Below are 23,053 nucleotides of genomic sequence, written 5' to 3' on the forward strand. Positions count from 1 at the left end.
GCCCCCAGCAGGCCCCAGCAGCAGGCCCCTCAGCGGCAGCCGCTCAGCGGCGGCCGGTCCCCCGCTGCCGGGCGATCTCGTACAACGTCACCCCGGTGGCGATCCCGGCGTTGAGGGACTCGGTGCCCGACGCCATCGGGATCGAGACGATCTGGTCGCACTGCTCGCCGACGAGCCGGGACAGGCCCTTGCCCTCGGAGCCCACGACGACGACGAGCGGCTGGTCGGCCAGGTCCAGGTCCGGCAGCTCGACGTCTCCGTCCATGTCCAGGCCGATGACGAAGTAGCCGTCCTTGCGGAAGTCCTGCAGCGTGCGGGTGAGGTTGGTGGCCTGCGCGACAGGCACCCGGGAGGCGGCACCCGCGGAGGTCTTCCAGGCCGCCGCGGTCATGCCGGCGCTGCGACGCTCGGGCACCACGACGCCGTGACCGCCGAAGGCACCCACGGAGCGAATGATCGCCCCGAGGTTGCGGGGGTCGGTGATGCCGTCAAGCGCCACCACGAGGGGGATGCCCACGCTCTGCGGGTCGACGAGCTCGGAGGGGTGCGCGTAGTCGTAGGGCGGCACCTGCAGCGCCAGCCCCTGGTGCACGGCGCCGTCGGTGAGCCGGTCCAGCTCGCCGCGCGGGGTCTCGAGCAGCGCGATGCCGCGCTCGGTGGCGAGCCGCAGCGCCTCCCGCACCCGGTCGTCGGAGTCGATCCGGCTCGCGACGTAGAGGGTGGACGCGGGGATGTCGGCCCGCAGCGCCTCGACCACCGAGTTGCGGCCGGCGACCACCTCGGTGGACGAGCGGGTGCGGCGGCCGCCTCGGTCCCCGCCGCGCTGCCCGGTGGGCCGCGAGCCGCCCCCGGTGCCGGCGGACCTCGCGGCGCGCTGGACGGCCTTGTAGGCCTTGTGGTTGGGGCGCTCCTCGGCCTTGGGCGTGGGGCCCTTGCCCTCCAGGGAGCGGCGGCGCTGACCGCCGCTGCCGACGCTCGCGCCCTTGCGGGAGGCGCCCTTGCGGACGGCGCCGCGACGCTGGGAGTTGCCTGCCATGGGTCAGTCCTCGGGGTTGGTGGTGGGGTGCGCCAGGGACCAGCGCGCCCCGGACGGGGAGTCCTCGACGGTGATGCCCGCGGCCGCGAGGTCGTCGCGGATCGCGTCGGCGGTCGCGAAGTCCCGCTCCTTGCGGGCCGCGGCGCGCCGCTCGAGCTGGGCCGCCACGAGCACGTCGAGCGCGCCGCGCGCCACGTCGGACGCGCCGGCGGACGAGTCCCACTGCGGGTCGAGGGGGTTGATGCCGAGCACGTCGGTCATCGCGACGACCTGCGCGGCCAGCTCGCGGGCGAGCGCACGGTCGCCGTCGTCGAGCGCGGTGTTGCCGGCGCGGACAGTGTCATGGACGACGGCGAGCGCCCCGGAGACCCCCAGGTCGTCGTCCATCGCCTCGCGGAAGGCGTCGGGGAAGGCCTCGGGGAGCGCGGCGGGCGGCATACGGTCCTCGAGGGCTCGTCGCAGGAAGCCCTCGATCCGCTCGACCGCGGCCTCGGCCTCGCGCAGCGAGCCCTCGTGGAACTCGATGGTCGAGCGGTAGTGCGCGGCCCCGAGGTAGTAGCGCAGCGCCAGCGGCCGGGTCTGCCGGGCGATCTCGGTCACGACCAGGGAGTTGCCGAGGGACTTGGACATCTTCTCGCCCTGCACGGTGACCCAGGCGTTGTGCATCCAGTAGCGCGCGAACCCCAGGCCGGCCGCGCGGGACTGGGCCTGCTCGTTCTCGTGGTGGGGGAAGCGCAGGTCGACGCCGCCGCCGTGGATGTCGAACTCGTCGCCGAGGTACTTGCGGGCCATCGCCGAGCACTCGAGGTGCCAGCCGGGGCGGCCGGCGCCGTACGGCGTGGGCCAGCTCGCGGTGACGGGCTCGCCGGACTTCCAGCCCTTCCACAGGGCGAAGTCGCGCGGGTCGCGCTTGCCGCGCGGGTCGGCGTCCTCGGCGGCCTCCATGTCGTCGATCGACTGGTGGGTCAGCTCGCCGTATGCCGGCCACGACCGCACGTCGAAGTAGACGTCACCGCTGGCGTCGGGCGCGGCGTAGGCGTGCCCCTTGTCCACGAGGGTGTCCATGAGCTGGACCATCTCGGGGATGTGGCCGGTGGCGCGCGGCTCGTAGGTGGCGGGCAGCACCCCCAGCAGCTCCAGGGCCGCCGAGGTCTCGCGTTCGTGCGTGTAGCTCCAGGCCCACCACTCGGTGTCGTGGTCCGCGGCCTTGCGCAGGATCTTGTCGTCGATGTCGGTGACGTTGCGCACCAGGGTGACGTCGTAGCCGTGCCCGGCCGTCAGCCACCGGCGCAGGATGTCGAAGGCGACGGCGAAGCGGACGTGCCCGATGTGGGGGGCGCCCTGCGTGGTGAGCCCGCAGATGTAGATGCCGACCTGGCCCTCGCGCAGCGGGTGGAACTCGCGCAGCTCGCGCGCGGCGGTGTCGTAGAGATGGAGGCTCACCCACCCAATCCTAGGCGACCGGCACCCGCCGCCCCGCCGGTGACGGTGCGCGACGGGTCGTCGGGCGGTGGTGGACCCGGCGTGACGAGGTAAACGATTGTTCACCTGGGCGTCCCCTGGTATTCGCTGCACGAGGCGCCACCGGGCCGGTCCAGGGAGGACGATCTGCGCTGAGGAGCACCAGGCTCCCCACCGAGCAACGAGGAACGTCATGAAGCGTTCACTGACCCTCGGCGCCAGCGCGGCGATCGCCATCGCCCTGGCTGGCTCCACCACGGCCGCAGCCCACGACCACGACGGTCCGCGCGGCAAGGGGCACGGCAAGCCCTCCCCCACCCAGCAGCAGACCATCCTGGGCGGCTACCAGCACCTCGTGGTGATCTACCAGGAGAACCACTCGTTCGACAACATCTACGGCTCCTGGGGCAAGGTCGGCGGCAAGCAGGTCGAGGGGCTGCGGCAGGCTTCCGCGAGCACCCGCACCCAGGTCGGGCAGGACGGCAAGCCCTTCACCGCGCTCCCCCAGAACGACGTCAACCTCACCTCCCCGCCGCTGCCCAACCTGCGGCAGGACCCCGGCCACGGCATCACCGCCAGCGCCTTCGACAACCGGCCCTTCCAGGTCACCGACTACATCCGCAAGGACGACACCACCTGCGCCCCGGCCGGGGTCTACGCGCCGCACGGCGTGCTCAAGGGGCAGGGCCTGACCGGCGGCTGCACCGAGGACCTGGTGCACCGGTTCTACCAGGAGCAGTTCCAGATCAACGGCGGCCGCCAGGACCGCTACGTCCAGGGCTCGGACGCGCTGGGGCTCACCATGGGCACCTACGACACCCGTGACCTGGCCATCTACAAGTACCTCCACTCCCACGAGGCCCCCAACTACGTGGTGATGGACCACTTCTTCCAGGGCGCCTTCGGTGGGTCCTTCCTCAACCACCAGTACCTCGTGGCGGGGCGCGCGCCGGAGGACACCTCGGCCGGTGCGATGGGCGCGGCCAACTCCAAGATCGACGCCAACGGCATGCCGACCTCCTACGCGCAGTACCGCTCGCCCGCGGCGGCCACCGACCTCAAGGACGGCCAGCTGACCGTCCGCTGCGGCGACGGCAACCCGGCGGACTACCTGCGGGCCTGCGGCAACCTCGCGGTCAACACCACCCAGCCCGGCGCCGCGCCCTACGGCAACGGCGCGCGGATGCCGCTGATCGACAACGCGAAGTACCCCAACATCGGGGACCGCCTCGACTCCAAGGGGATCACCTGGAGCTGGTACGCCGGCGGCTGGGACGACGCGGCGGCCGGGAAGCCGGGCCCGCTCTTCCAGTTCCACCACCAGCCGTTCGCCTACTTCGCCAACACCGCGCCCGGCGGCAAGGACCGCGACAAGCTGCAGGACGAGACGAAGTTCTTCGCCGCCGCCAAGGCCGGGACGCTGCCCGCGGTGTCCTTCGTCAAGCCCTACGGCGCGGAGAACGAGCACCCTGGCTACGCCTCCGAGCACTACGGCTCCAACCACCTCGTCGAGCTGATCAAGGCCGCGACCGAGGGGCCGGAGGGCAAGAACACCCTCGTCCTGGTCACCTACGACGAGTTCGGCGGCCAGTGGGACCACGTGGCGCCTCCCGGCAAGGGCTCGTCGACCCGCGGCGCCTACGACGCGTGGGGCCCGGGGACCCGGATCCCGGCCCTGGCGATCTCCTCGGCCATGAAGAAGTCCTCGGTCGACCACACGGTCTACGACACCACGTCGATCCTCGCGACCATCGAGGACAGCTTCGGCCTGGCGCCCGTGGGCACGCGCGACGGCATGGTCAACAACCTCGGCCCCGCGATCGCCGCGGGCAAGAGCCGCCCCGGCGGGCCTGGCCGCCACTGACCAGCCCGTATGCCGCAGCGCCCGCCGTCCCGCGGATCACCGCGGGCGGCGGGCGCCGCCGTCTCACCCCACCCGGTAGACCAGCGCGGTCGCGATCCCGGTCAGCCCGTCCCCGCGGCCCGGGAAGCCCAGGCCGTCGGTGGTGGCGCCGCTGATCGACACGGGAGCGCCGACCACCTCGCTCATCCGGGCCTCGGCCTCCGCGCGGCGACGCCCGATGCGCGGGCGGTTGCCGACGACCTGCACCGCGACGTTGCCGATCTCCCACCCGGCCTCGCCCACGATCCGGCAGGCCTCCGCGAGCAGGGAGGCGCCCGAGGCTCCGGCCCACTGCGGTCGGTCGGTCCCGAAGTGCGCCCCCAGGTCGCCGAGGCCCGCCGCGGAGAAGAGGGCGTTGCACGCGGCGTGGGCCACGACGTCGGCGTCCGAGTGCCCCTCGAGCCCCACCTCCCCCTCCCAGCGCAGCCCGGCCAGCCACAGCTCGCGCCCGGACCCCGGCTCGGCGAAGGCGTGGGTGTCGGTGCCGATCCCCACGCGGGGCAGGACGGGGGGCGTCATACGGTCTCCTGCGGGGTGCGGACCAGGTCGGCGTGGTGGCGGTGGGCGCGGTCGAGGTCGGCGGGCAGCGTCACCTTGAACGCCGCGGGGTCGCCGTCGACGACGAGCACCCGGTGCCCGAGCGCCTCCAGCAGAGCCGCGTCGTCGGTGGCGGAGGTGCCGCCGGCATGGGCGGCCTCGAGCTCGCTGCGCAGGAACCCCTGCGGCGTCTGCACGGCCCGCAGCGCCTCCCGCGCCGGCGTCGACTGCACGACGCCCCGCGCATCGACGACCTTGACGGTGTCGACGACCGGCAGGCCCGGCACCACGGCGACCCAGCCGTCCCGGACCGCGTCGGCGACCCGGTCGAAGACCTCGACGGGGGTGAAGCAGCGCGCGGCGTCGTGGACCAGGACCACCTGCTCGGGCTCGGCGGGGGCGGCGTCGTCGCGCTCGAGCGCGTCACCGAGGGCGGCGAGCCCGGACGCGACGGAGGCGGTGCGGTCCGCGCCCCCCGCCACCACCGTGACGGGGACGGCCGGCCGCTGCCGGTCGACGAGCTCGGAGACGGCGTCCAGGTGGCTGCCCGGGGCGACCACCACGACCTCACCCAGGTCGCGCACGGCCAGCGCCGTCGTGAGGCTGTGCTCGAGGATCGTGCGGCCGGCCACCTCCACCAGGGCCTTGGGCATCCCGGCGCCGAGCCGGGTCCCGGTGCCGGCGGCCACGATGATGACGGCGACGCTCACGGGCGTCACAGTAGCGCGGGACGCCGCCAGGTCATGGCGCGGTCATGGCGCGGTCGTGGCCCGGTCGAGTCGCGGTCGTGGTGTGCGGGCACGCGGAGAGGCCCGCACCCGGTCAGGGTGCGGGCCTCGAGGACAGGGTGAGCGCGGGGCTCAGGAGGCGAGGACCTCGTCGAGGATCGACTCGGCCTTGGTCTCGTCGGTCTTCTCCGCCAGGGCCAGCTCGGAGACCAGGATCTGGCGGGCCTTGGCCAGCATGCGCTTCTCGCCGGCGGACAGGCCGCGGTCCTTGTCCCGGCGCCACAGGTCACGCACGACCTCGGCGACCTTGATGACGTCGCCGGACGCGAGCTTCTCCAAGTTGGCCTTGTAGCGGCGCGACCAGTTGGTCGGCTCCTCCGCGCACTGGGCCCGCAGCACCTCGAACACGCGGTCCAGGCCCTCCTGGCCGACCACGTCGCGGACCCCGACGAGGTCGCAGTTCTCGGCGGGGACCTCGATGGTGAGGTCCCCCTGGGACACCTTGAGCTTCAGGTAGATCTTGTCCACACCCTTGATCGTGCGGGTGTTGATCTCTTCGATGAGTGCCGCCCCGTGATGCGGGTAGACGACCGTTTCTCCGACCTTGAACGCCATGTAGTCAAGCCCCTTTCGCGACCACCATCCTACCACGCCCAGCCTGCACGCAGAAGTCCGGAGCGATGCGTTTGTGCAGGTCAGAGGCACACCTGCTCCGCTTTGCGCAAACTGGGGATCGTTCAAACAGGGGTTGACGGACGCCCGATCGGGCGCTACGCGCGCGGGCACCGCCGCTGCCCCACCCCCTGCACCGCCTGCCGCGGCTCCTGGACCAATGACGTGCTCCGCCGGCGGGGAGCCGGTCCAGGCCGATCGCCTGACCGACCGACCGCCCGCCCGACCGACCGCCCGCCCGACCGCCCGGCCGGCTGACCGACCGGCCGACCGCCGCGAACCGGGCCGCCCGGGGGCCGAGGCGATAAGGTGTCGCCGTGACCCGCGACGACTCCATCCCGACGCGCGCTGCCGCCCGCGCCACGTCGGTCTCCCGCTCCGCCCTGACCCTGGCCGCCGTGGCCCTGACCGCCACGAGCCTGGCCGCCTGCAACAAGCTGTCCCCGCAGCAGACGGACACCAGCTATGCCCCGTCGGACGGCGTGGAGCTGAGCCTCGACCAGGTCAAGGTCCGCAACCTGCTGGTCGTGGCCGAGGGCGAGGGCAAGCCGGGCATGCTGGACGGCCTCGTGGTGAACCAGGGCCAGCAGGACGCCCAGGTGTCCTTCGCGCTGCCCGACGGTGGCACCCCGGTGACCACGACCGTCAAGCCGGGCCAGGCGGTCACGCTGAGCCACGAGCACCTCTCGCTGCCCAAGGTCCCCGGCAAGCCGGGCACCATGACCAACATCGTCGTGTCCTCCCCGTCGGCGGGTCAGCAGTCCCCCCTCGTGCCGGTGCTGGCGCCGGTCGGTCCCTACGCGACCATGACGCCGACCGCGGGCGCGACCAGCGGCGCCGCGACGCCGAGCGGCACGGCCACCCCCAGCGGCACGGCCACCTCGAGCGCCTCCCCCACCACCGGGTCCTCCTCGGGCTCCGCCACCCCGTCGGCCTCGCCGACGACCACGGCGGGCTGACGCCGGCATACGGCACACGACCTGCGCACGGCGAGGGCCCGGGAGAACTCCCGGGCCCTCGCCGTCCCCGTCACATCTCGAACTTGTAGCCCAGCCCGCGCACGGTGACGATATGGACGGGGTTGCCGGGGTCCGGCTCGATCTTGGCGCGCAGCCGCTTGATGTGGACGTCCAGGGTCTTGGTGTCGCCGACGTAGTCGCTGCCCCAGACCCGGTCGATGAGCTGCATCCGGGTGAGCACCCGCCCGGCGTTGCGCAGCAGCATCTCCAGCAGCTCGAACTCCTTGAGCGGCAACGCGATCGGCGTGCCCTGGACATTGACCGTATGCCGCTCCACGTCCATCCGCACCGGCCCGATCTCCAGGGTGGAGGGCACGAGCTCGTCGGGCTCGCTCATCCGGCGCAGCACCGCCTTGATGCGGGCCAGCAGCTCCCGGCCGGAGTAGGGCTTGGTGACGTAGTCGTCGGCGCCGATCTCCAGCCCGACCACCTTGTCGATCTCGCTGTCCTTGGCCGTCAGCATGATGATCGGCACCGAGGAGCGCTGCCGGATCGAGCGGCACACGTCGACGCCGGACAGGCCGGGGAGCATGAGGTCCAGCAGCACCAGGTCGCTGCCGGAGCGCTCGAACTCCGAGAGCGCCTCGGGGCCGGTCGCCGCCACGGCGACGTCGTAGCCCTCCTTGCGCAGCAGGTAGGACAACGGGTCGGAGATCGACTCCTCGTCCTCCACCACCAGGATGCGGGTCATGCTCACTACCTTCCTGCGCCCGGGACGGGCGTCGCTCGTACCTAGGATGCCGTCTGCGGGCCGGCGCCGGCCGCCAGATCGGCGAGACCCGCCGCCGGGAAGGACAGGGTGAACGTCGACCCCTGACCCTCCCGGCTCCACAGGCGCACCTCGCCGCCGTGGTTGGCCACGACGTGCTTGACGATGGACAGCCCGAGCCCCGTGCCGCCGGTCGAGCGCGAGCGGGCCGGGTCGACCCGGTAGAAGCGCTCGAACACCCGGTCCTGCTCGTCGGCCGGGATGCCCGACCCGAGGTCGCTGACCACGACGTCCACGAGCTCTCGGGTGCGCGACACGACGACGCGCACGGGGGTCCCCTCGCCGGAGTAGGCGACGGCGTTGTCGACGAGGTTGCGGATCGCCGTGGTGAGCAGCTCGCGGTCGCCGAAGATCACGGCGCCCTCGCAGGGGGTGACCTCGATCGTGATGCCCTTGCCCTCGGCGACGAGCTGGCACCGGTCCGCGGCATCCGCCGCGGCGCCCGAGACGTCCACGGGCACCGGCTCGGTCAGGGTGTCCGCCACCTGCAGCCGCGACAGGTCCACGATCTCCTTGACGAGCAGCGTCAGGCGCTCCGCCTCGATGATCATCCGCCCGGCGAAGCGCTCCACCGCCTCGGGGTCGTCCGCCGCGTCCTGGATCGCCTCGGCCAGCAGCACCAGGCCGCCCACCGGGGTCTTGAGCTCGTGGGAGACGTTGGCGACGAAGTCGCGGCGCACCTCGTCCACCCGACTCGCGTGGGTGCGGTCCTCGACCAGGAGCAGGACGTGCCCGGTGGACAGCCGGGCCGCGCGCACGTGCACGACCATCCGGCCCCGGCCGAGCGGTCCCCGCGGCAGGTCGAGCTCGGCCTCGCGGATCTCCCCGCTGGACCGCACCTGGCGGGCCAGCTCGACCAGGTCCCGGTGGACCAGCTCGCCCTCCCGGACCAGACCGTGCTGGATCGCGGGCTGCGTGGAGCGCATGACCGCGTCGGACTCGTCGAGCACGATCCCGATCGAGCGCAGCACGGCGAGGACGTCCTCGACGCCCGGCTGCAGCTCGCCGTCGTCGTCAGCGCTGGGGCTGGGGGCTGAGGCCATCTCGACGGGTCTCTTCCTGGGGCGGCGGCGCAGTGACCAGGACGCGACCACGGCCCCTCCGGCCAGCACACCCGCCAGGGCAGCGCTGACCAGCATGACCATGGGTTCCACGCGGTCGAGGATACGCACGCCGTCGACCGGTCCGCGGCGCGCGACCCCGGCGCGCAGGCCCGGACGCCCGTCGTCACGCTGCAGCAGGCCTCGACCACACCCTGTGATCGCCAAGAGTTCACCCGCGGTCTGCGACTCGTTCATGCACCGCTGGGACGCTCGGCTGGGCTTCCCTGGCGCCTGAGCCCCGCAGGGCGCCACGACAACCCGTCAGCCCCCGCACCGACGCCACCGGTGCGACCGCCACGGCCCCCCACTACGATGAGTCGCGCAGCCGTCCTGGACTGCGCCGACGACATGAGAAGCAGCGAGAGGAATCCATGCGCGACGCGTTCCACGAGGACCTCGACAAGATCTCCGACAGGCTGGTCGAGATGTCCCGCCTCACCGGCTCGGCCATCAGCCGCGCCACCCACGCCCTCCTGGACGCCGACCTCGCGCTGGCGGAGTCCGTCATCGAGGCCGACGAGGCCATCGACGCCATCCGCCGCGAGCTCGACGACACGGCCATCGACCTGCTCGCCCGTCAGCAGCCGGTGGCCACCGACCTGCGCATGGTCGTCACGGCGATGCGCATGAGCGCCGACCTGGAGCGGATGGGCGACCTGGCCCGTCACGTCGCCAAGGTCGCGCGGCTGCGCTACCCCGACTCCGCGGTCCCGGCCGAGCTGCGCGGCACCATCACCGAGATGGGTCACGCGGCCGAGAAGATCGTCGCCCAGACCGGCTCGATCATCGCCGGCAAGGACGTCCAGGCGGCCGTGGCCCTCGAGGCCGAGGACGACACGATGGACGCCCTGCACCGCCAGGTCTTCGAGCACCTGCTGGGCGGCCACTGGGGCCACGGCATCCAGGCCGCCGTCGACATCACCCTGATCGGCCGCTACTACGAGCGGTTCGCCGACCACGCCGTCTCGGTGTCCCGCCGCGTCGTCTACCTCGTCACCGGCGAGTGGGCCCAGGAGGGCGTCGAGGTCCCCGGCGTCAACGTCGGCGACGACGGTGACTGATCCCGCCTCGTGACCTGCATGACGAGAGCCGCCTCTGCCCGGTGAGACCGGGAGGGGCGGCTCTCGTCATACGCGCCGGTGACGGACCGGCCGCAGGTCACTTGCCCTGGTTGGCCACGGCCTCCGCGGCGGCCTTGGCGGCCTCGGGGTCGAGGTACTCCCCACCGGGGACGGTCGGGCGCAGCGACTCGTCGAGGCGGTAGACCAGCGGCATGCCCGTCGGGATGTTGAGGCCGGCGATGTCGTCGTCGCTGATCCCGTCGAGGTGCTTGACCAGGGCACGCAGCGAGTTGCCGTGGGCGGCCACGAGCACGGTCTTGCCGTCCTTGAGGTCCGGGACGATGTCGGACTCCCAGTAGGGGACCATCCGGGCCACGACGTCCTTGAGGCACTCGGTCCTCGGCATCGCGTCACCGAGGTCGGCGTAGCGCGGGTCCCCGGCCTGGCTGAACTCGTTGTCGTCGGCGATGTCCGGCGGCGGGGTGTCGTAGGAGCGGCGCCACAGCATGAACTGCTCGTCGCCGTACTGCTCCTTGGTCTGCTTCTTGTCCTTGCCCTGCAGGTCGCCGTAGTGACGCTCGTTGAGGCGCCAGGACCGCTTGACCGGGATCCAGTGCCGGTCGCACTCGTTGAGCGCGGCGTTGGCGGTGTTGATCGCGCGGCGCAGCAGCGACGTGTGCACGATCTCCGGCAGCAGGTCCGCGTCCTTGAGCTGGCGCCCGCCGGCCGCGGCCTCGGCCCGGCCCTTGTCGGACAGCTCCACGTCGACCCAGCCGGTGAAGAGGTTCTTGGCGTTCCACTCGCTCTCGCCGTGGCGAAGCAGGATGAGGGTGTAGGTCATGGTGCGACCCTATCCCTCGTGCGCGCGGCCCTCACCCGGTGCCTCGTCCTGCGGACCGGTGTCCAGGATGTGGCGGAAGGCGTCCAGGTTGCGGGTGGACTCGCCCCGGGACAGCCGCCACGCCCACTCCTTGCGGATCGAGGTGAGGAAGCCGATCTCCAGCAGCTCGTTGAAGGGCTCGTCGGCGGCCCGCAGGACGGTCCCGAGCAGCTGGTCGAGGTAGTCGTCGTCGACGGCGGCGAGGGGCACCTGCGCGGTGACGTAGACGTCGCCCGACGCGTCGATCGCGTAGGCCAACCCGGCCAGGCGCAGGTTGCGCCGCAGCAGCCAGCGGTAGAACCGCTCGTGCTCCTCGTCGGGGTGGCGGATCACGAAGGCGCTGCTGGACATCCCCCGCGCGCTCACGAGCAGCGAGACCACGGTCCGCAGCTTGCGCTCGCCGGGGAGGGTGACGACGACCTCGCCGTCGCGGGCGCCGGGCTCCCACTCGAGCTCCTGGGCGGTCAGGAAGTCCTGCACCACCTGCAGCACCTGCTGCGGGCTGGGGCGGCGGCCGTCGTGCGCGTCAGTGGTCACGAGGCCAGGCTACGTCGGCCGGTCATCGCGCCGTCGTAGACGGCGAGCAACCGGTCCGTGGTCGCCTCCCAGGAGAACCGCTCGGCATGCCTCGCGGCCCGAGCCCGTATGCCGCCCGGGTCGCCGTGGTCGAGCAGCGAGGCGATGGCCCGGGCCCAGTCTCGCGGGTCGTGACCGTCGACGAGCAGGCCGGCGTCCCCGACCGCCGTCGGCAGGCCGCCGACCCGGGTCGCCGCCACCGGGGCGCCGCACGCGAGGGCCTCGACCGCGACCAGCCCAAAGGACTCGTTGTGGCTGGGGACGGTGACGACGTCGGCCGCCCGGAACCAGTCGGCGAGCTCGGTGCGGGTGGACTGGTGGTGCCAGATCATCCGGTCGCCGATCCCCAGCTCGGCGGCGAGCCGGGGCAGGGCGTCGGGATCGCCATACCCGCCTGCGCTGTCCCCGCCGAGGACCGCGACGCGCAACCGGTCCCGCAGACCCGGGCGCTCGCGCAGCAGCTCGGCGGCGGCGCGGACCAGGACGTCGGGGGCCTTGAGGGGCTGGATGCGTCCGACGAAGAGCAGCAGCACCGCGTCGTCCGGCAGGTCCGCGCCGGTGGCCCGTAGCCGCTGCCGCGCCCCGCCCTGGTCGCCCGGGTGGAAGGTGTCCAGGTCCACGCCCGGGGGACGACCGCGACGCGGCGGGGGTCGGCGCCGTAGAGGTCGACCAGCTCGCGCCGCTCGGTCTCGGTGTTGGCGACCAGCTGGTCGGCGGCGGCCACCACCTGCTCCTCCCCGATCTCCCGGCCCGGGGGCTCGGGCGAGTCCCCGTGGGCCAGCTGGAGGTTCTTGACCTTGGCCATGGTGTGCATGGTGTGCACCAGCGGCACCTGCCAGCGCTCGGCGGCCAGCCACCCGACCTGCCCCGACAGCCAGTAGTGGGAGTGGATCAGGTCGTAGTGACCCTCGGGGTTGTGCGCCTCGGTGCGCATCACCCCGGCGGCGAAGGCGCACAGCTGCCCGGGCAGGTCCAGCTTGCTGAGCCCCTCGAAGGGGCCCGCCGTCACGTGCCGCACCTGCACCCCCTCGTCGAGCTCGACGACCAGCGGCAGCCGCCCGGACGTCGCCCGCGTGAAGATGTCCACCTCGACCCCCCGGCGGGCCAGCCGGCGCGCCGTCTCGGCGACGTAGACGTTCATGCCCCCGGCGTCCCCGCTCCCCGGCGTCGCCAGCGGCGAGGTGTGGACGCTCAGCATCGCGATCCGCTGCAGCTCGGGCATGAGACCTCCGGTGGTGGTGAGGGGCGCCTGAGGTCGGCAACCTCGACAGGTCGCCCGGGCATTCCCCCTACGCTGACCCGGTGGCCAGGAACGCACCGATCGGGACCGTGACCCGGGGCACCACCAACCCCAACCGGTTGCGCCGGTGCGACCGCTGGCTGGCCGGGCCGCAGGCGTGGCGGCTGCGGCGCGCCGCGAGCGCGCCGATCGCCGTGGACCTCGGGTATGGCGCCTCCCCCGTCACGGCGGTCGAGCTCCACGCGCGCCTCGCGAGGGTGCGCCCGGACGTGGCGGTCGTCGGCATCGAGATCGAGCCGTCCCGGGTGGCGCTCGGGCGGCCGCTGGAGCACCCCGGGCTGCGGTTTCGGCTCGGGGGTTTCGAGGTGCCCCTGGACGGCCGGGACGCGACCGTGATCCGTGCCTTCAACGTGCTGCGGCAATACCCCGAGGAGGAGGTCCCGGCTGCGTGGGAGCGGCTGTGCGGGCGGCTGAGCCCTGACGGGCTGCTGGTCGACGGGACCTGCGACGAGATCGGCCGGCTCGCCTCCTGGGTCGCCCTCGACCGCACCGGTCCGCTGTCGCTGACCTGCTCCTGGCACCTGCGCGGGCTCGTCCGCCCGGGCGTCGTCGCCGAGCGGCTGCCCAAGGCGCTGATCCACCGCAACGTCCCCGGCGAGCGGGTGCACGCCTGGCTGGCGGCGGTCGACGAGGAGTGGGCGCGGCAGGCGCCGCTGGCGAGCTACGGCGTGCGGCAGAGGTTCGTGGCGACGGCGGCCGAGCTGCGGCGGGCCGGCTGGCCGGTGCTCGACGGTCCCGCCCGGTGGCGGCTGGGCGAGCTGACCGTGGCGTGGCAGGCGGTCCGGCCCGGCTGACCGGGTCGGGTCCTGGGTGCGCTCAGCGGCGCGGGGGCGGCGCGGTGGTCGTGCCGATCCGGAGCCGCACCGGGTGGTCCTCGTCGGTCACGGCCTCCCCCGCCAGCAGCCGCTGCACCAGCTCGCCGAGCCGGCGCCCCTTGCCCCGCCCGTCCTGTTCGACGGTGGTCAGCCGCCCGTCGAACCACGGCAGCTCCACCCCGTCGAAGCCGACGACGCTCAGGTCCTCGGGGACCCTCAGGCCACGGTCGGCCGCGGCCCGGATGACCCCCGCCGCCAGCAGGTCCGACTGCGCGACCACGGCGGTGGGGCGGGGGTCCGCGTCGAGCAGCAGCGCGGCCGCCTGGGCGGACCCGTCGATCGACAGGCTCGCCGACTGCACCATGGGACGGTCCGGACCGAGCCGGTCCACGAAGGCCAGGGCGCGGTCCCGGGTGTCCGGGTAGCTCGCCGCCTCGACCTGGGCGAGGTCGATGGGGCCGGTCTGCGAGCCGGGGTGCAGCGGCATCGTGAGCATGGCGACGTGCTCGTGGCCGAGCTCGAGCAGGTGGTCCAGCAGCCGGCGGGTGGCGCCGCGGTCGTCGACGCGCAGCTGCACCACCCGGTCGTCGACCGGCGCGCCCGTCCCCACCATGGGGATCCCCCGGGCCGCGACCTGCTCGACGAGCGGGGACCGGGTGGGACCGCAGAGGGCGAAGACGACGGCGTCGACCGCCTGCCCCCCGACCAGCCGGGCGGCGTCCTCGCTGCGACCGGCCGGCTCGGGCACCAGCAGCATGCCCATGCCCACCTCGTCCAGCGACTGTGCGAGACCGTCGAGCACGGAGACGGCATACGGGTCCTGGAAGGCGTAGCCCAAGGTGCCCTCGACGTGCACGGCCACGACGCCCGAGCGCCCCTGGCGCAGCGACGACGCGCGCGGGTCGGGCCCGGCGTAGCCGAGCTGGTCCGCCGCGGCGCGCACGCGCTCCGCCGTCGCGTCGGAGACGCCCTGCTTGCCGCTGTAGACCAGCGACGCGGTCGAGATCGAGACCCCGGCCGCGGTCGCCACGTCACGGAGCGTGGGGCGGCGCGGGACGGATTGACGGGGACCAGCCATGTCGACATACTATCGAATCGATTCGATCGAAACGATTCGATCCGCGCTGACACCCCGCCCGAGAGGACCCGCCGTGCCCACCATCGCTCCCGTCGACCAGCTGGCCGCGCGCCGCGCCGCCTGGGCGGTGGCCGCCGTCTTCGCCGTCAACGGCATGGGTTTTGCGACCTGGTCCTCGCGCATCCCGGCGATCAAGGCCGCGCTGGACCTCGACCCCGCCCAGCTCGGCGGGCTGCTCATGTGCGGATCGATCGGGTCGCTGGTGGGGCTCCCGCTCGCCGGCGCCGTGACCAGCCGCATCGGGGCCGCACGGACCGTCATGGGGGGCCTCGCCGTCTTCTGCGTCGGCCTCGCCCTGCTCGGCATCGCCACCGACCTGCTGCACCTGCACCTGCTGGCCGCGGCCGGCTTCGCCCTGCTCGGCATCGGCCTCGGCACCTGGGACGTCGCCATGAACATCGAGGGCGCCGCCGTCGAGCAGCACCTCGGCCGGGCGATCATGCCGTGGTTCCACGCCGGCTTCAGCGGCGGCACCGTCGTGATGGCGCTGCTCACCGCGGGGCTGTCCTTCCTGCACGTCCCGGTGTGGGCGCACCTCGTGACGGTCGCCGTGCTGTGGCCCCTCATCGGCTGGCTCGCGGTGCGCGGCTTCCTGCCCGCCACGGCCGAGGAGCACCACGAGGAGCGCGAGCCCCGCCCGTCCAGCGCCAAGGCGTGGACCGAGCGCCGCACCCTGCTCATCGGGGTCGTCGTCCTCGTCGCCGCCCTCACCGAGGGCACCGCCAACGACTGGGTCTCCGTGGCCTTCATCGAGGGCCACCACCTGCCGCAGTGGGCCGGCGTGCTCGCCTTCGCGACCTTCCTGACCGCCATGACGCTGGGCCGGCTCGTCGGCACGAGCGCCCTGGACCGCTACGGTCGCGTGCCCGTGCTGCGGGGCCTCTTCGTGCTGGCCGCCCTCGGCTCGCTGCTGGTGGTCTTCGGCAACCCGATGCTGGCCTACGTCGGCGCCGCGATCTGGGGCATCGGGGCCAGCCTGGGCTTCCCCGTCGGCATGTCCGCCGCCTCGGACGACCCGCGCCACGCGGCCGCCCGCGTCAGCGTCGTGTCGACCATCGGCTACCTGGCCTTCCTGGCCGGGCCGCCCTTCCTGGGCTTCCTCGGCAACCACGTCGGGGTGCTGCGCTCGCTGCTCCTGGTCGGAGCGCTCGCGGTCGTGGCCCTGGTGCTGGTGCCCGCGACCCGCGAGCAGCGCTCAGCCTGAGAGAAACCCGCCGACCAGCCGGCGCACCTCGTCCCGGTGCGCCCACAGCAGCCCGCCGGGCGGCAGCACGTGGACCGTCGCCCTGGGCAGCAGCTCACCCAGGTGTCGCGCGACGTATGCCGGATGCACCGCATCACCGTCCTGCCCCAGGACGAGCACGGGGCGGCGGACCTGCCGCAGCGGCTCGGGGTCGGCGAGCGGCGCCTGGCCGGGCATCGTCGTGAGCGCCCGCGCGAGGCCGGCCCGCCGGAGGCGCCCGCCGGTGACCTCGGCCGCCATGTCTCTCGCCCAGTCCCGGGCCGCCGCGGCAGCGGCCGACCCTGCCCCGGCGTCGCTCTCGAAGAACTCCAGCGCGGCCGCGTCGTCCCCCTCGGCGAGCCGGCGCCCGAGCCGTTGCAGCTCGTCCACGCCGTGGCCGCGGCGGGGCTGGTCGACGGTCGCCGGCAGCACCAGCACCACCCGCTCGAACCGGTCCGGCGTCTCGGCCAGCAGCCGCAGCACGGCCCCGGCCCCCATGCTGATGCCCACGGCGCGGGAGGCGGCGACGTGGTCCGCGACGGCACGCAGCTCGGCGGCCAGGTCGGCATACGACCAGGGGAGGTCGGGCAGGACCGAGGCGCCGTGACCGCGGAAGTGGAAGAAGGTGCGGGCGCCCCGCACCCCGGACGCGAACGGGCGCGTCGACCCGATGTCCGCCCCGACGCCGTGGGCGAAGACCGTGCCCGGCTCGCCGCGACCGGCCGTGAGCACCTCGAGCGGGCCCGCGGGCCCCTCGACCCAGCGAGTCCCGGGGGTCATCGCGGCCGGGTCACCACCGGCCGTAGGGCCCGTCGCTGCCGCCGCGGCCGAGGACCCGCTGCAGCGCGGGCCGCACGTCCACCCAGTAGACGACGATCCCGACCACCGCGATCAGGCCGAGCAGGCTGATCGGCCCGAACGCGAAGGCCACCAGCGTCGCGACGCCCGTGATCGCGCTCCAGGCGGGCTTGCTCAGCTTGCCGGCCGCCACGAACGCGTCGGGTCGCGTCATCAGGCACTGCACGAAGGCGACGGCGCCCGCGAGCACGACGACGAGCATGAGGCCGGTGGCCACGAGGTTCTGCAGGGAGTACATCGGCACGAGCGACAGCCTACGGCTCAGACCTCCACGATCATCGTGAACGGCCCGTCGTTGACCGACGCCACGTCCATGGCGGCGCCGAACCTGCCCGTCTCCACGTGGATGCCGCGCTCCCGCACGGCGGCGACGACCGCGTCGACGAGGGGCTCGGCCACCGGGCCGGGCGCGGCGGCGCTCCACGAGGGGCGGCGACCCTTGCGGGTGTCGCCGTAGAGGGTGAACTGGCTGACAAGCAGCACAGGCGCCCCCTCGTCGAGCACCGACCGCTCGTCCCGCAGGATCCGCAGCTCGGTGATCTTGCGGGCCATCGCGGCGACCTGGTCCGGCCCGTCGTCGTGGGTCGCCCCGAGGAGCACCAGCAGCCCGGGCCGGGTGATCTGCCCGACCACCTCGCCGGCGACGACGACGCTGGCTGCGGTCACACGGCTGATCACGGCTCTCACGGGCGGCTCCTCGGGTGGCGACGTCGGGTCGGCCCCGACCCTAACCGCCCCGCGGGCGGCGGGAGGTTCACTCGGTGGCGGCCTGCGCGGCGCTCGCCTCGACGGCGGACGACGCGACGTCGGAGGTCGCCGGCGGGGTGCTGGTGGCCGCGGCGTTGCCGGAGGAGGCGGCCACCGGGTCGGCCGACCCGGCGGTGCGCCGCGAGGGGCGGCCCGACGCCTGCTTGGCGGCGCGGGCGGGGGTGGCGGCAGCCTTGGTCACGGAGGCGCGGGACGGCCGGCGGCTCGCGGGCGTGGCCGGGGCGTCCGGCGCGAGGTCCTCCGCGGTGGTGGCGCGCTTGGTCGTGCGCTTGCGCGGGGTGGCCGGCTTGTCCTTGGCGGCCGCGGCGGCGCGGACGTTCTTGACCGGCTCGGGGGTGGCGGCCTCGCCGGCGACGACGGTGCTCGGGACGGTGACCGCCGCCGCGTCCTTCTTGCCGAGGGCCTTGTCCGCGAGCCCGCGGACGGTGGCGGCGGTGTCGGTGGCGGCCTTGACCGTGGTCTCGGCCCGCTCGGTCGCGGCCTTGACGCGCTTGTCGGCGCGCAGGTCCTCGACGCCCTTGCCGACGACGCGCTGCCCGCGCTGGGTCATCTCCTGGTAGGCGTGCGAGGCGAGGCTGGCGACCGACAGGCCCTGGTTGATGACCTGCTCCGGCGTCTCCTGGGCGGCCCGGCCCGCGCGCGAGGCGGCCTGCTGGGCGTCGGTGTTGGCCTTGGCGACGCGCTCCTCGAGGTCCTTGCGGATCTGCTCGGCGAGCGCCTCGACCTGGCCGAGCGTCTTGCGCAGCTGCTCGACCGCCAGGTCGGCTGCCCCGACGGCGGCGTAGACGGGCCCGGCGGTCGGCTGCTTGGCGGACTTCTTGGTCATGACGTGCTCCTCGTGGACGTGGTGGAGGTGGGACGTGGGGTGGTCCGGTGCCGCGGGGCGGCCCCGGCGCCGTCGGTCAGCTGCTGGTAGAGGTCGACCAGGGTGCGGCGCTGGCGCGGCGTGAGCAGCGGGTCGGCCTCGATGGCGGCGACCACGCCCGGCGGGTAGGCGCGGGGGTGGTCGGCATACGGCTCGTGGCGCTCGTCGCGGGGGGTCTCCTCGAGCAGCCCGGCGCGGACGTAGAGGGACTCGGCGGAGATCTGCAGGCCCTTGGCCAGCGCGCTGAGGATCTCGGCGCTCGGTCGGCGCAGTCCGCGCTCGATCTGGGAGAGGTAGGGGTTGCTGACGCCGGCCAGCTCGGACAGCTGACGCAGGCTCAGCTGCGCCGCCTCCCGCTGCTCGCGCAGGTAGTCACCGAGGTCGGTGACCGTCAGGGTGGTGCCGGGCAGGCGGGGCATGACCCCATTGTGCTTGCACCTGCAAGCAGGCCGCAACACCTGCAAGCGGCCGCGTCGCGTCAGATGCGTCACGTCACCACCCACCGGCAGGCCGCGTCGCCGGCCAGGCCTCAGCCCAGGTGCAGCAGCTCGCGCGCCTGGCTCGTCGACATGGCGGGGCGCTGCATCAGCTCGGCCAGCCGGGCCGCCCGCTCGACCAGCTGTGCGTTGTGCTCAACCGGCACGCCCCGCGCCAGCAGCAGGTTGTCCTCCATGCCGACCCGCAGGTGGCCGCCCGCCGCCAGCGCGGTCGCCATGATCGGCAGGTGCCCGCGACCGACGCCGGTGGCCGACCACGACGTGACCTCGGGCGGCAGCGCCGCGACGCAGGCCAGCAGGCTCTCGGGCGTCGCCGGGGCGGCGCCGGGGACCCCGAGCACGACGTCGCAGTGCACCGCGCCGCCGTGGGGCAGCCCGCACTCGCGCAGCAGCCGGCCCAGCGCGTGCACGTGCCCCAGGTCGAAGAGCTCGAACTCGGGCACGACCCGGCGCTCCCGCGCCTTGAGGTAGAGGTCCCGCATGAAGGGATAGGGGTTGAGGAAGACGTCGTCGCCGAAGTTGGTCGTGCCGCAGGTGAGGGAGCAGGAGTCGGGCTCGGCGTCCAGAACCGCGAGCCGCGCCTCGAAGGAGTCGGTGACCGCTCCCCCGGTCGACAGCTGCACCACGAGGTCCGTCGCCTCGCGCAGCGCCGCCACCGTGTCGCGCAGCCGTGCCACATCGAGCGAGGGGCGGTGGTCGGCGTCGCGGACGTGGACGTGGATCAGCGCGGCGCCCGCGGCCTCGCACCGCTGGGCGGTCTCGACCAGCTCCTCCAGGGTCGTGGGGAGGGCGGGGACGTCCTGCTTGGTGGACTCGGCGCCGGTCGTGGCGACGGTGATGAGGGTCGACGCTGACATGGGCCCATCCTGGCACACGCGACGTGGATCCTCCCGGGCGGACGGCTCAGCGGGGGACGATCTCCTGCTGTGCGGCGCTGATGCCGGAAATCATGAGTTCTGCTTCGAGGGGGGTGTTGCGCTTGAGCATGACCAGGCCGATCGGGCCGTCCTCGTAGTGGCGCGCCACCGACGTCAGCCGCCCCACCGCGCGCCCCTCGACCTCCACCGCGGCGTCCCGCTCGGGCAGCACGTGCCCGGAGCCGTCGAGGTGGACGAAGGCCAGCCGACGCGGCGGCCGCCCCAGGTTGTGCACCCGCGCGATCGTCTCCTGGCCCCGGTAGCAGCCCTTGTGCAGGTGCACGGCGGTGCGCAGCCAGTCGACCTCGTGCGCGATGGTGCGGTGGTCGGTCTCGAAGCCGAGCCGGGGGCGCCACGCGGCCACCCGCAGCGCCTCGGCGGCCCAGGTGCCGGCGAGCGGGCGGTCCGACATACGGCCCACCAGCTCACCCCGGGGGACGATCACCTCGCGCCAGCGGCGCTCCTCTCCCGGGTGCCCCTCGACCGGCCCGTATGCCGCCGTGTCGGGGCCCAGGCGCGGCCACGGGTCGCACCACGTGGGGGGCTCGCCGTCGGCGCCCTCGGCGCGGATCGGCTCGCCGACCACCGCGTGCTCGGCGGACACGTCGGCCACCTCCACGCGCAGCATGAACTGCATGCTGCGCAGCCACGCCACCAGGGCGGGCGCCGTGCCCGGCTCCACGGTCAGCCAGGTCGTCTCCCCGTCGTCGACGAGGTGCAGGACGTGCTCGACGTGCCCCTTGGGGCTGAGCACGAGGTCCTCGACGGAGGTCCGGGGCGCGAGCCCGGTGACCTGCTGGGTGGTGATGGAGTGCAGCCAGCTCAACCGGTCCGGGCCGGTGACGGTCACGACGCCGCGGTGGGACAGGTCAACTGCGGCCAGACCCTCGACGAGCAGCCGCTGCTCGCGCATGGGGTCGCCGTAGTGCGCGGCGACGCCCGCGTCCTCCCGGTCGCCGGCGACGGCGCCGGGGCGGTCGAGCAGCGGGGAGCGCCGGATCTCAGTGCTGGTGGGGGTGGCGGGGGTGGTCATGGTGGCGGTCCTCCTGGGAACGCTCGGGAGCACAGCGCGCGCACCAGCCGCGCACGGGCAGGTGGCGCAGGTCCGCGACGAAGCCGTCGCGGTCGTAGAGGGTCTCGACGAGCTCGTCGGCGACGGCGAGCGGGGCCTCGGTGATGGCGCCGCAGCCGTTGCACACCAGGTGCAGGTGGGTGGCGTGGTCGACGAGGTGGTAGGTGGGCGGGCCCTCGGTCAGCCGGGTGGCCGCGACCACCCCGAGCTCGGTGAGGGTGTCGAGGTTGCGGTAGATCGTGGACAGCGGCAGCGCGTCGCCGCCGTCCCCGTCGACCTCGCGGGACAGCTGGTCGGGGGTGGCGTGCTGCAGCCGCCCGAGGGCGGCGACCACGCGGCGGCGCTGGGAGGTGACCCGCAGCCCGTGGTTGCGGAAGATCGCGTCGACGTCCTGGCCCATGGCGCCTCGCGGGGGGCTACTGGACACGCTTGAGCTGGGCCGACAGGTGGGTCTGCAGCGGCTGGCCCTCCGCCGCCATGTCCATCGCCCAGAAGAGCTCGCCGTTGACGTAGCCGTACATCCGGGACGCGGCGGAGTAGTCCTTGGCGTGGGGGGACCGCATGACCCCGTCGGTCTTCATCATGAGGCGGGCCGGCTCGATGCTGCCGTAGTAGATCTCGACGATCCCGGTCGCGTGCGCGAGCAGCAGCTCGCACTCCTTGCTCTCCTCGCCGACCGGGCGCAAGAAGCCCAGCTCGGTGGCGCGGGGCCGGACCGGCTGGCCCTCGTCGTCGAGCTCCCAGGTGTGGGAGTGCCACTCGAGGAAGGGGCGACCGTCGTGGCTGATGACGAGCTCCTGGCCGAACCGGCCCTCGGTGATCGTCGGGTAGGAGAACAGGCCGACGCCCTCCCAGCGGCCGATCATCCAGGCGAGCGGCAGCAGCGGGGAAGGCAGGTCCGTGGGGATCTCGAAAGGCACGCCTCGATGCTACCCGCGCCGGCCGTCAGCCCAAGGCGTGGCGGGCGACGACCTCGACGACCGGCCCCGCCACCAGCACCGACGCGACCCCGCTCACGGCCTGGGCGCGGCTGCTGACCAGCGCGGGCAGGGGCGCGAAGACCGCCCGGGTCGCGACGGAGGGCGCGGCCACGGCCAGGCCGAGCAGGACCGACCACGGCAGGGCGACGTGCAGCAGCGTCGCCACGAGGGCCGCGGCGGCCGCGGCGGCGAGCAGGGCGCCCGGCACCATCGCCGCCCACCACCGGGCACGGTGGCAGGCCCACTCGACGGCGGCCGCCGCGGCCAGCGCCACCCAGGCGGTCGTGGCGGCGTCGGCGCCGTGAGGCAGCGAGGGCAGCGCGACCCAGGTCACGCCGGCGGCGGTGACGGCGAGCGCCATCAGGGTCCCGGACAGGCTGGACACCACGCGGGGGCGGCCGTCGCGGCGCACCAGCTGGTGCAGGAACGCCGTCACCACCCCCATCGCGAGCGCCGCGGGCACCCACCGCAGGGTGGCGCCGTCGGCGGGCACGAGCACCGAGGCCAGCAGCAGCGCGGCGGACAGCCCCACCGTGATCAGGGTGCCGCGTCGGCTGGGGAGCCCGACGACGCGGGTCCAGCCGGCGGCCAGCACGACCGCGGCGGCAGCGACCACGCCGGCCGTGGCTCCCTCGGCGGCCGGGCCGGCGGCGGAGGCGACCGCGAGCAGCGTCGCCAGCAGGCACGCCGAGAGGGTCACCAGGCTGCGGGGCGACAGGTCCCGGACGGTCGTGGGCCGGGCGAGCCGGCGCGCGTGGTGGGCCAGCTCGCGCCGCACCGACGACGCTCCCGACCCGTCGGCGGGCATCGAGGCGTCAGGGGTGGGCACCCGGCCATCCTTCCAGACGGGTCCGGGTTCGGGCGGCATCCGGCACT

Annotated in this window: 25 protein-coding genes and 1 pseudogene; 5 read left to right on the forward strand and 21 right to left on the reverse strand. The window is 74.0% G+C overall.

The window, feature by feature from the left end; all coding sequences use genetic code 11:
- Positions 1 to 43 precede the first annotated feature (43 nt).
- Together rlmB and cysS are read right to left on the reverse strand one after the other, a co-directional pair.
- Positions 44 to 1,036, reverse strand: coding sequence for a 23S rRNA (guanosine(2251)-2'-O)-methyltransferase RlmB (rlmB, locus tag ADJ73_RS01195; RefSeq protein ID WP_050346741.1), 993 nt, complete (start codon positions 1,034 to 1,036; stop codon positions 44 to 46).
- Positions 1,037 to 1,039: 3 nt separating this feature from the next.
- On the reverse strand, positions 1,040 to 2,479 hold the full coding sequence (cysS, locus tag ADJ73_RS01200; RefSeq protein WP_050346742.1) for a cysteine--tRNA ligase: 1,440 nt from the start codon (positions 2,477 to 2,479) through the stop codon (positions 1,040 to 1,042).
- Between the two features lie 211 nt (positions 2,480 to 2,690).
- On the opposite strand from cysS, the gene ADJ73_RS01205 reads away from it, so the two are divergent.
- Positions 2,691 to 4,361, forward strand: coding sequence for a phospholipase C (locus tag ADJ73_RS01205; RefSeq protein WP_050346743.1), 1,671 nt, complete (start codon positions 2,691 to 2,693; stop codon positions 4,359 to 4,361).
- 63 nt (positions 4,362 to 4,424) lie between these two features.
- Here ADJ73_RS01205 and ispF read toward each other — a convergent pair whose 3' ends face one another.
- From ispF to ADJ73_RS01220, 3 genes are all read right to left on the reverse strand, one after another.
- Positions 4,425 to 4,919 (reverse strand): 2-C-methyl-D-erythritol 2,4-cyclodiphosphate synthase, encoded by a 495-nt coding sequence (gene ispF, locus ADJ73_RS01210; RefSeq protein ID WP_050346744.1) that lies wholly within the window; start codon positions 4,917 to 4,919, stop codon positions 4,425 to 4,427.
- Positions 4,916 to 5,647: a 2-C-methyl-D-erythritol 4-phosphate cytidylyltransferase gene (gene ispD / locus ADJ73_RS01215; protein ID WP_253272631.1), complete on the reverse strand. Its 732-nt coding sequence runs from the start codon at positions 5,645 to 5,647 to the stop codon at positions 4,916 to 4,918. The genes ispF and ispD overlap by 4 nt, the downstream gene beginning before the upstream one ends.
- 150 nt (positions 5,648 to 5,797) lie before the next feature.
- Positions 5,798 to 6,280 (reverse strand): CarD family transcriptional regulator, encoded by a 483-nt coding sequence (locus ADJ73_RS01220; protein ID WP_050346746.1) that lies wholly within the window; start codon positions 6,278 to 6,280, stop codon positions 5,798 to 5,800.
- A 374-nt stretch (positions 6,281 to 6,654) separates the two neighbouring features.
- Here ADJ73_RS01220 and ADJ73_RS01225 point away from each other — a divergent pair, with 374 nt between their 5' ends.
- Positions 6,655 to 7,296 carry a hypothetical protein gene (locus ADJ73_RS01225; protein ID WP_050346747.1) on the forward strand — a complete coding sequence of 214 codons (642 nt, stop codon included), beginning with the start codon at positions 6,655 to 6,657 and terminating at the stop codon, positions 7,294 to 7,296.
- 70 nt (positions 7,297 to 7,366) lie between these two features.
- On the opposite strand, the gene ADJ73_RS01230 is transcribed toward ADJ73_RS01225, so the two are convergent.
- Positions 7,367 to 8,047, reverse strand: coding sequence for a response regulator transcription factor (locus ADJ73_RS01230; protein WP_050346748.1), 681 nt, complete (start codon positions 8,045 to 8,047; stop codon positions 7,367 to 7,369).
- 41 nt (positions 8,048 to 8,088) lie between these two features.
- Positions 8,089 to 9,270, reverse strand: coding sequence for a sensor histidine kinase (locus tag ADJ73_RS01235; RefSeq protein ID WP_253272699.1), 1,182 nt, complete (start codon positions 9,268 to 9,270; stop codon positions 8,089 to 8,091).
- A gap of 329 nt (positions 9,271 to 9,599) precedes the next feature.
- Here ADJ73_RS01235 and phoU point away from each other — a divergent pair, with 329 nt between their 5' ends.
- A complete protein-coding gene (gene phoU / locus ADJ73_RS01240; protein ID WP_050346750.1) occupies positions 9,600 to 10,289 on the forward strand; it encodes a phosphate signaling complex protein PhoU in 690 nt (229 codons plus the stop codon).
- A 97-nt stretch (positions 10,290 to 10,386) separates the two neighbouring features.
- Here the strand turns inward: phoU and ADJ73_RS01245 are convergent, their stop codons facing one another.
- The 3 genes and pseudogenes from ADJ73_RS01245 to mshA all read right to left on the reverse strand — a co-directional run bounded on the left by ADJ73_RS01245 (position 10,387) and on the right by mshA (position 12,967).
- Entirely contained in the window at positions 10,387 to 11,130 is a 744-nt protein-coding gene (locus ADJ73_RS01245; protein WP_050346751.1) for a phosphoglyceromutase, read from the reverse strand.
- Between the two features lie 9 nt (positions 11,131 to 11,139).
- Positions 11,140 to 11,706, reverse strand: coding sequence for a YbjN domain-containing protein (locus tag ADJ73_RS01250; RefSeq protein WP_082176653.1), 567 nt, complete (start codon positions 11,704 to 11,706; stop codon positions 11,140 to 11,142).
- A pseudogene (mshA, locus tag ADJ73_RS01255) lies at positions 11,703 to 12,967 on the reverse strand (D-inositol-3-phosphate glycosyltransferase). Before mshA ends, ADJ73_RS01250 begins: the two are co-directional and overlap by 4 nt.
- 80 nt (positions 12,968 to 13,047) lie before the next feature.
- On the opposite strand from mshA, the gene ADJ73_RS01260 reads away from it, so the two are divergent.
- On the forward strand, positions 13,048 to 13,839 hold the full coding sequence (locus ADJ73_RS01260; RefSeq protein WP_050346752.1) for a hypothetical protein: 792 nt from the start codon (positions 13,048 to 13,050) through the stop codon (positions 13,837 to 13,839).
- Between the two features lie 22 nt (positions 13,840 to 13,861).
- Here ADJ73_RS01260 and ADJ73_RS01265 read toward each other — a convergent pair whose 3' ends face one another.
- Positions 13,862 to 14,938, reverse strand: coding sequence for a LacI family DNA-binding transcriptional regulator (locus tag ADJ73_RS01265; RefSeq protein WP_050346753.1), 1,077 nt, complete (start codon positions 14,936 to 14,938; stop codon positions 13,862 to 13,864).
- A gap of 73 nt (positions 14,939 to 15,011) precedes the next feature.
- Between ADJ73_RS01265 and ADJ73_RS01270 the strand changes: the two genes are divergently transcribed.
- Positions 15,012 to 16,202 carry an MFS transporter gene (locus tag ADJ73_RS01270; RefSeq protein ID WP_050346754.1) on the forward strand — a complete coding sequence of 397 codons (1,191 nt, stop codon included), beginning with the start codon at positions 15,012 to 15,014 and terminating at the stop codon, positions 16,200 to 16,202.
- Here ADJ73_RS01270 and ADJ73_RS01275 read toward each other — a convergent pair.
- The 10 genes from ADJ73_RS01275 to ADJ73_RS01320 all read right to left on the reverse strand — a co-directional run bounded on the left by ADJ73_RS01275 (position 16,194) and on the right by ADJ73_RS01320 (position 23,006).
- Positions 16,194 to 17,000 carry an alpha/beta fold hydrolase gene (locus ADJ73_RS01275; protein WP_050346755.1) on the reverse strand — a complete coding sequence of 269 codons (807 nt, stop codon included), beginning with the start codon at positions 16,998 to 17,000 and terminating at the stop codon, positions 16,194 to 16,196. The two genes, ADJ73_RS01270 and ADJ73_RS01275, sit on opposite strands and share 9 nt — an antisense overlap.
- Before the next feature lie 10 nt (positions 17,001 to 17,010).
- Positions 17,011 to 17,316, reverse strand: coding sequence for a DUF2516 family protein (locus ADJ73_RS01280; protein ID WP_082176655.1), 306 nt, complete (start codon positions 17,314 to 17,316; stop codon positions 17,011 to 17,013).
- A gap of 23 nt (positions 17,317 to 17,339) precedes the next feature.
- On the reverse strand, positions 17,340 to 17,765 hold the full coding sequence (dtd, locus tag ADJ73_RS01285; RefSeq protein WP_050346756.1) for a D-aminoacyl-tRNA deacylase: 426 nt from the start codon (positions 17,763 to 17,765) through the stop codon (positions 17,340 to 17,342).
- Between the two features lie 67 nt (positions 17,766 to 17,832).
- The gene (locus tag ADJ73_RS01290; protein WP_050346757.1) at positions 17,833 to 18,672 is read right to left on the reverse strand and encodes a hypothetical protein; all 840 of its coding nucleotides are present in this window, start codon (positions 18,670 to 18,672) and stop codon (positions 17,833 to 17,835) included.
- Entirely contained in the window at positions 18,669 to 19,130 is a 462-nt protein-coding gene (locus ADJ73_RS01295; RefSeq protein ID WP_050346758.1) for a helix-turn-helix domain-containing protein, read from the reverse strand. The genes ADJ73_RS01290 and ADJ73_RS01295 overlap by 4 nt, the downstream gene beginning before the upstream one ends.
- A 110-nt stretch (positions 19,131 to 19,240) precedes the next feature.
- Positions 19,241 to 20,065, reverse strand: a complete 825-nt coding sequence (locus tag ADJ73_RS01300) for a 3-keto-5-aminohexanoate cleavage protein (RefSeq protein ID WP_050346759.1) — start codon at positions 20,063 to 20,065, stop codon at positions 19,241 to 19,243.
- A 46-nt stretch (positions 20,066 to 20,111) separates the two neighbouring features.
- Entirely contained in the window at positions 20,112 to 21,158 is a 1,047-nt protein-coding gene (gene ygfZ / locus ADJ73_RS01305; protein WP_050346760.1) for a CAF17-like 4Fe-4S cluster assembly/insertion protein YgfZ, read from the reverse strand.
- The gene (locus tag ADJ73_RS01310) at positions 21,127 to 21,597 is read right to left on the reverse strand and encodes a Fur family transcriptional regulator (RefSeq protein ID WP_050346761.1); all 471 of its coding nucleotides are present in this window, start codon (positions 21,595 to 21,597) and stop codon (positions 21,127 to 21,129) included. Before ADJ73_RS01310 ends, ygfZ begins: the two co-directional genes overlap by 32 nt.
- Positions 21,598 to 21,613: 16 nt before the next feature.
- The gene (locus ADJ73_RS01315) at positions 21,614 to 22,117 is read right to left on the reverse strand and encodes an FABP family protein (RefSeq protein WP_050346762.1); all 504 of its coding nucleotides are present in this window, start codon (positions 22,115 to 22,117) and stop codon (positions 21,614 to 21,616) included.
- Positions 22,118 to 22,142: 25 nt separating this feature from the next.
- A complete protein-coding gene (locus tag ADJ73_RS01320) occupies positions 22,143 to 23,006 on the reverse strand; it encodes a hypothetical protein (RefSeq protein ID WP_050346763.1) in 864 nt (287 codons plus the stop codon).
- Between the last annotated feature and the right edge of the window lie 47 nt (positions 23,007 to 23,053).

Source organism: Arsenicicoccus sp. oral taxon 190, from assembly GCF_001189535.1.
Lineage (GTDB): Bacteria > Actinomycetota > Actinomycetes > Actinomycetales > Dermatophilaceae > Arsenicicoccus.

Bases quoted from the DNA above. Each gene is read 5' to 3' on its own strand.
- rlmB (WP_050346741.1), bottom strand. From the start codon at position 1,036: ATGGCAGGCAACTCCCAGCGTCGCGGCGCCGTCCGCAAGGGCGCCTCC.
- ADJ73_RS01280 (WP_082176655.1), bottom strand. From the start codon at position 17,316: ATGTACTCCCTGCAGAACCTCGTGGCCACCGGCCTCATGCTCGTCGTC.
- ADJ73_RS01310 (WP_050346761.1), bottom strand. From the start codon at position 21,597: ATGGGCCAGGACGTCGACGCGATCTTCCGCAACCACGGGCTGCGGGTC.
- ADJ73_RS01220 (WP_050346746.1), bottom strand. From the start codon at position 6,280: ATGGCGTTCAAGGTCGGAGAAACGGTCGTCTACCCGCATCACGGGGCG.
- ADJ73_RS01295 (WP_050346758.1), bottom strand. From the start codon at position 19,130: ATGCCCCGCCTGCCCGGCACCACCCTGACGGTCACCGACCTCGGTGAC.
- ADJ73_RS01265 (WP_050346753.1), bottom strand. From the start codon at position 14,938: ATGGCTGGTCCCCGTCAATCCGTCCCGCGCCGCCCCACGCTCCGTGAC.
- ADJ73_RS01245 (WP_050346751.1), bottom strand. From the start codon at position 11,130: ATGACCTACACCCTCATCCTGCTTCGCCACGGCGAGAGCGAGTGGAAC.
- ADJ73_RS01230 (WP_050346748.1), bottom strand. From the start codon at position 8,047: ATGACCCGCATCCTGGTGGTGGAGGACGAGGAGTCGATCTCCGACCCG.
- ADJ73_RS01290 (WP_050346757.1), bottom strand. From the start codon at position 18,672: ATGACCAAGAAGTCCGCCAAGCAGCCGACCGCCGGGCCCGTCTACGCC.
- ADJ73_RS01300 (WP_050346759.1), bottom strand. From the start codon at position 20,065: ATGTCAGCGTCGACCCTCATCACCGTCGCCACGACCGGCGCCGAGTCC.
- ADJ73_RS01235 (WP_253272699.1), bottom strand. From the start codon at position 9,270: ATGGTCATGCTGGTCAGCGCTGCCCTGGCGGGTGTGCTGGCCGGAGGG.
- ispF (WP_050346744.1), bottom strand. From the start codon at position 4,919: ATGACGCCCCCCGTCCTGCCCCGCGTGGGGATCGGCACCGACACCCAC.
- ygfZ (WP_050346760.1), bottom strand. From the start codon at position 21,158: ATGACCACCCCCGCCACCCCCACCAGCACTGAGATCCGGCGCTCCCCG.
- ADJ73_RS01275 (WP_050346755.1), bottom strand. From the start codon at position 17,000: ATGACCCCCGGGACTCGCTGGGTCGAGGGGCCCGCGGGCCCGCTCGAG.
- phoU (WP_050346750.1), top strand. From the start codon at position 9,600: ATGCGCGACGCGTTCCACGAGGACCTCGACAAGATCTCCGACAGGCTG.
- ADJ73_RS01205 (WP_050346743.1), top strand. From the start codon at position 2,691: ATGAAGCGTTCACTGACCCTCGGCGCCAGCGCGGCGATCGCCATCGCC.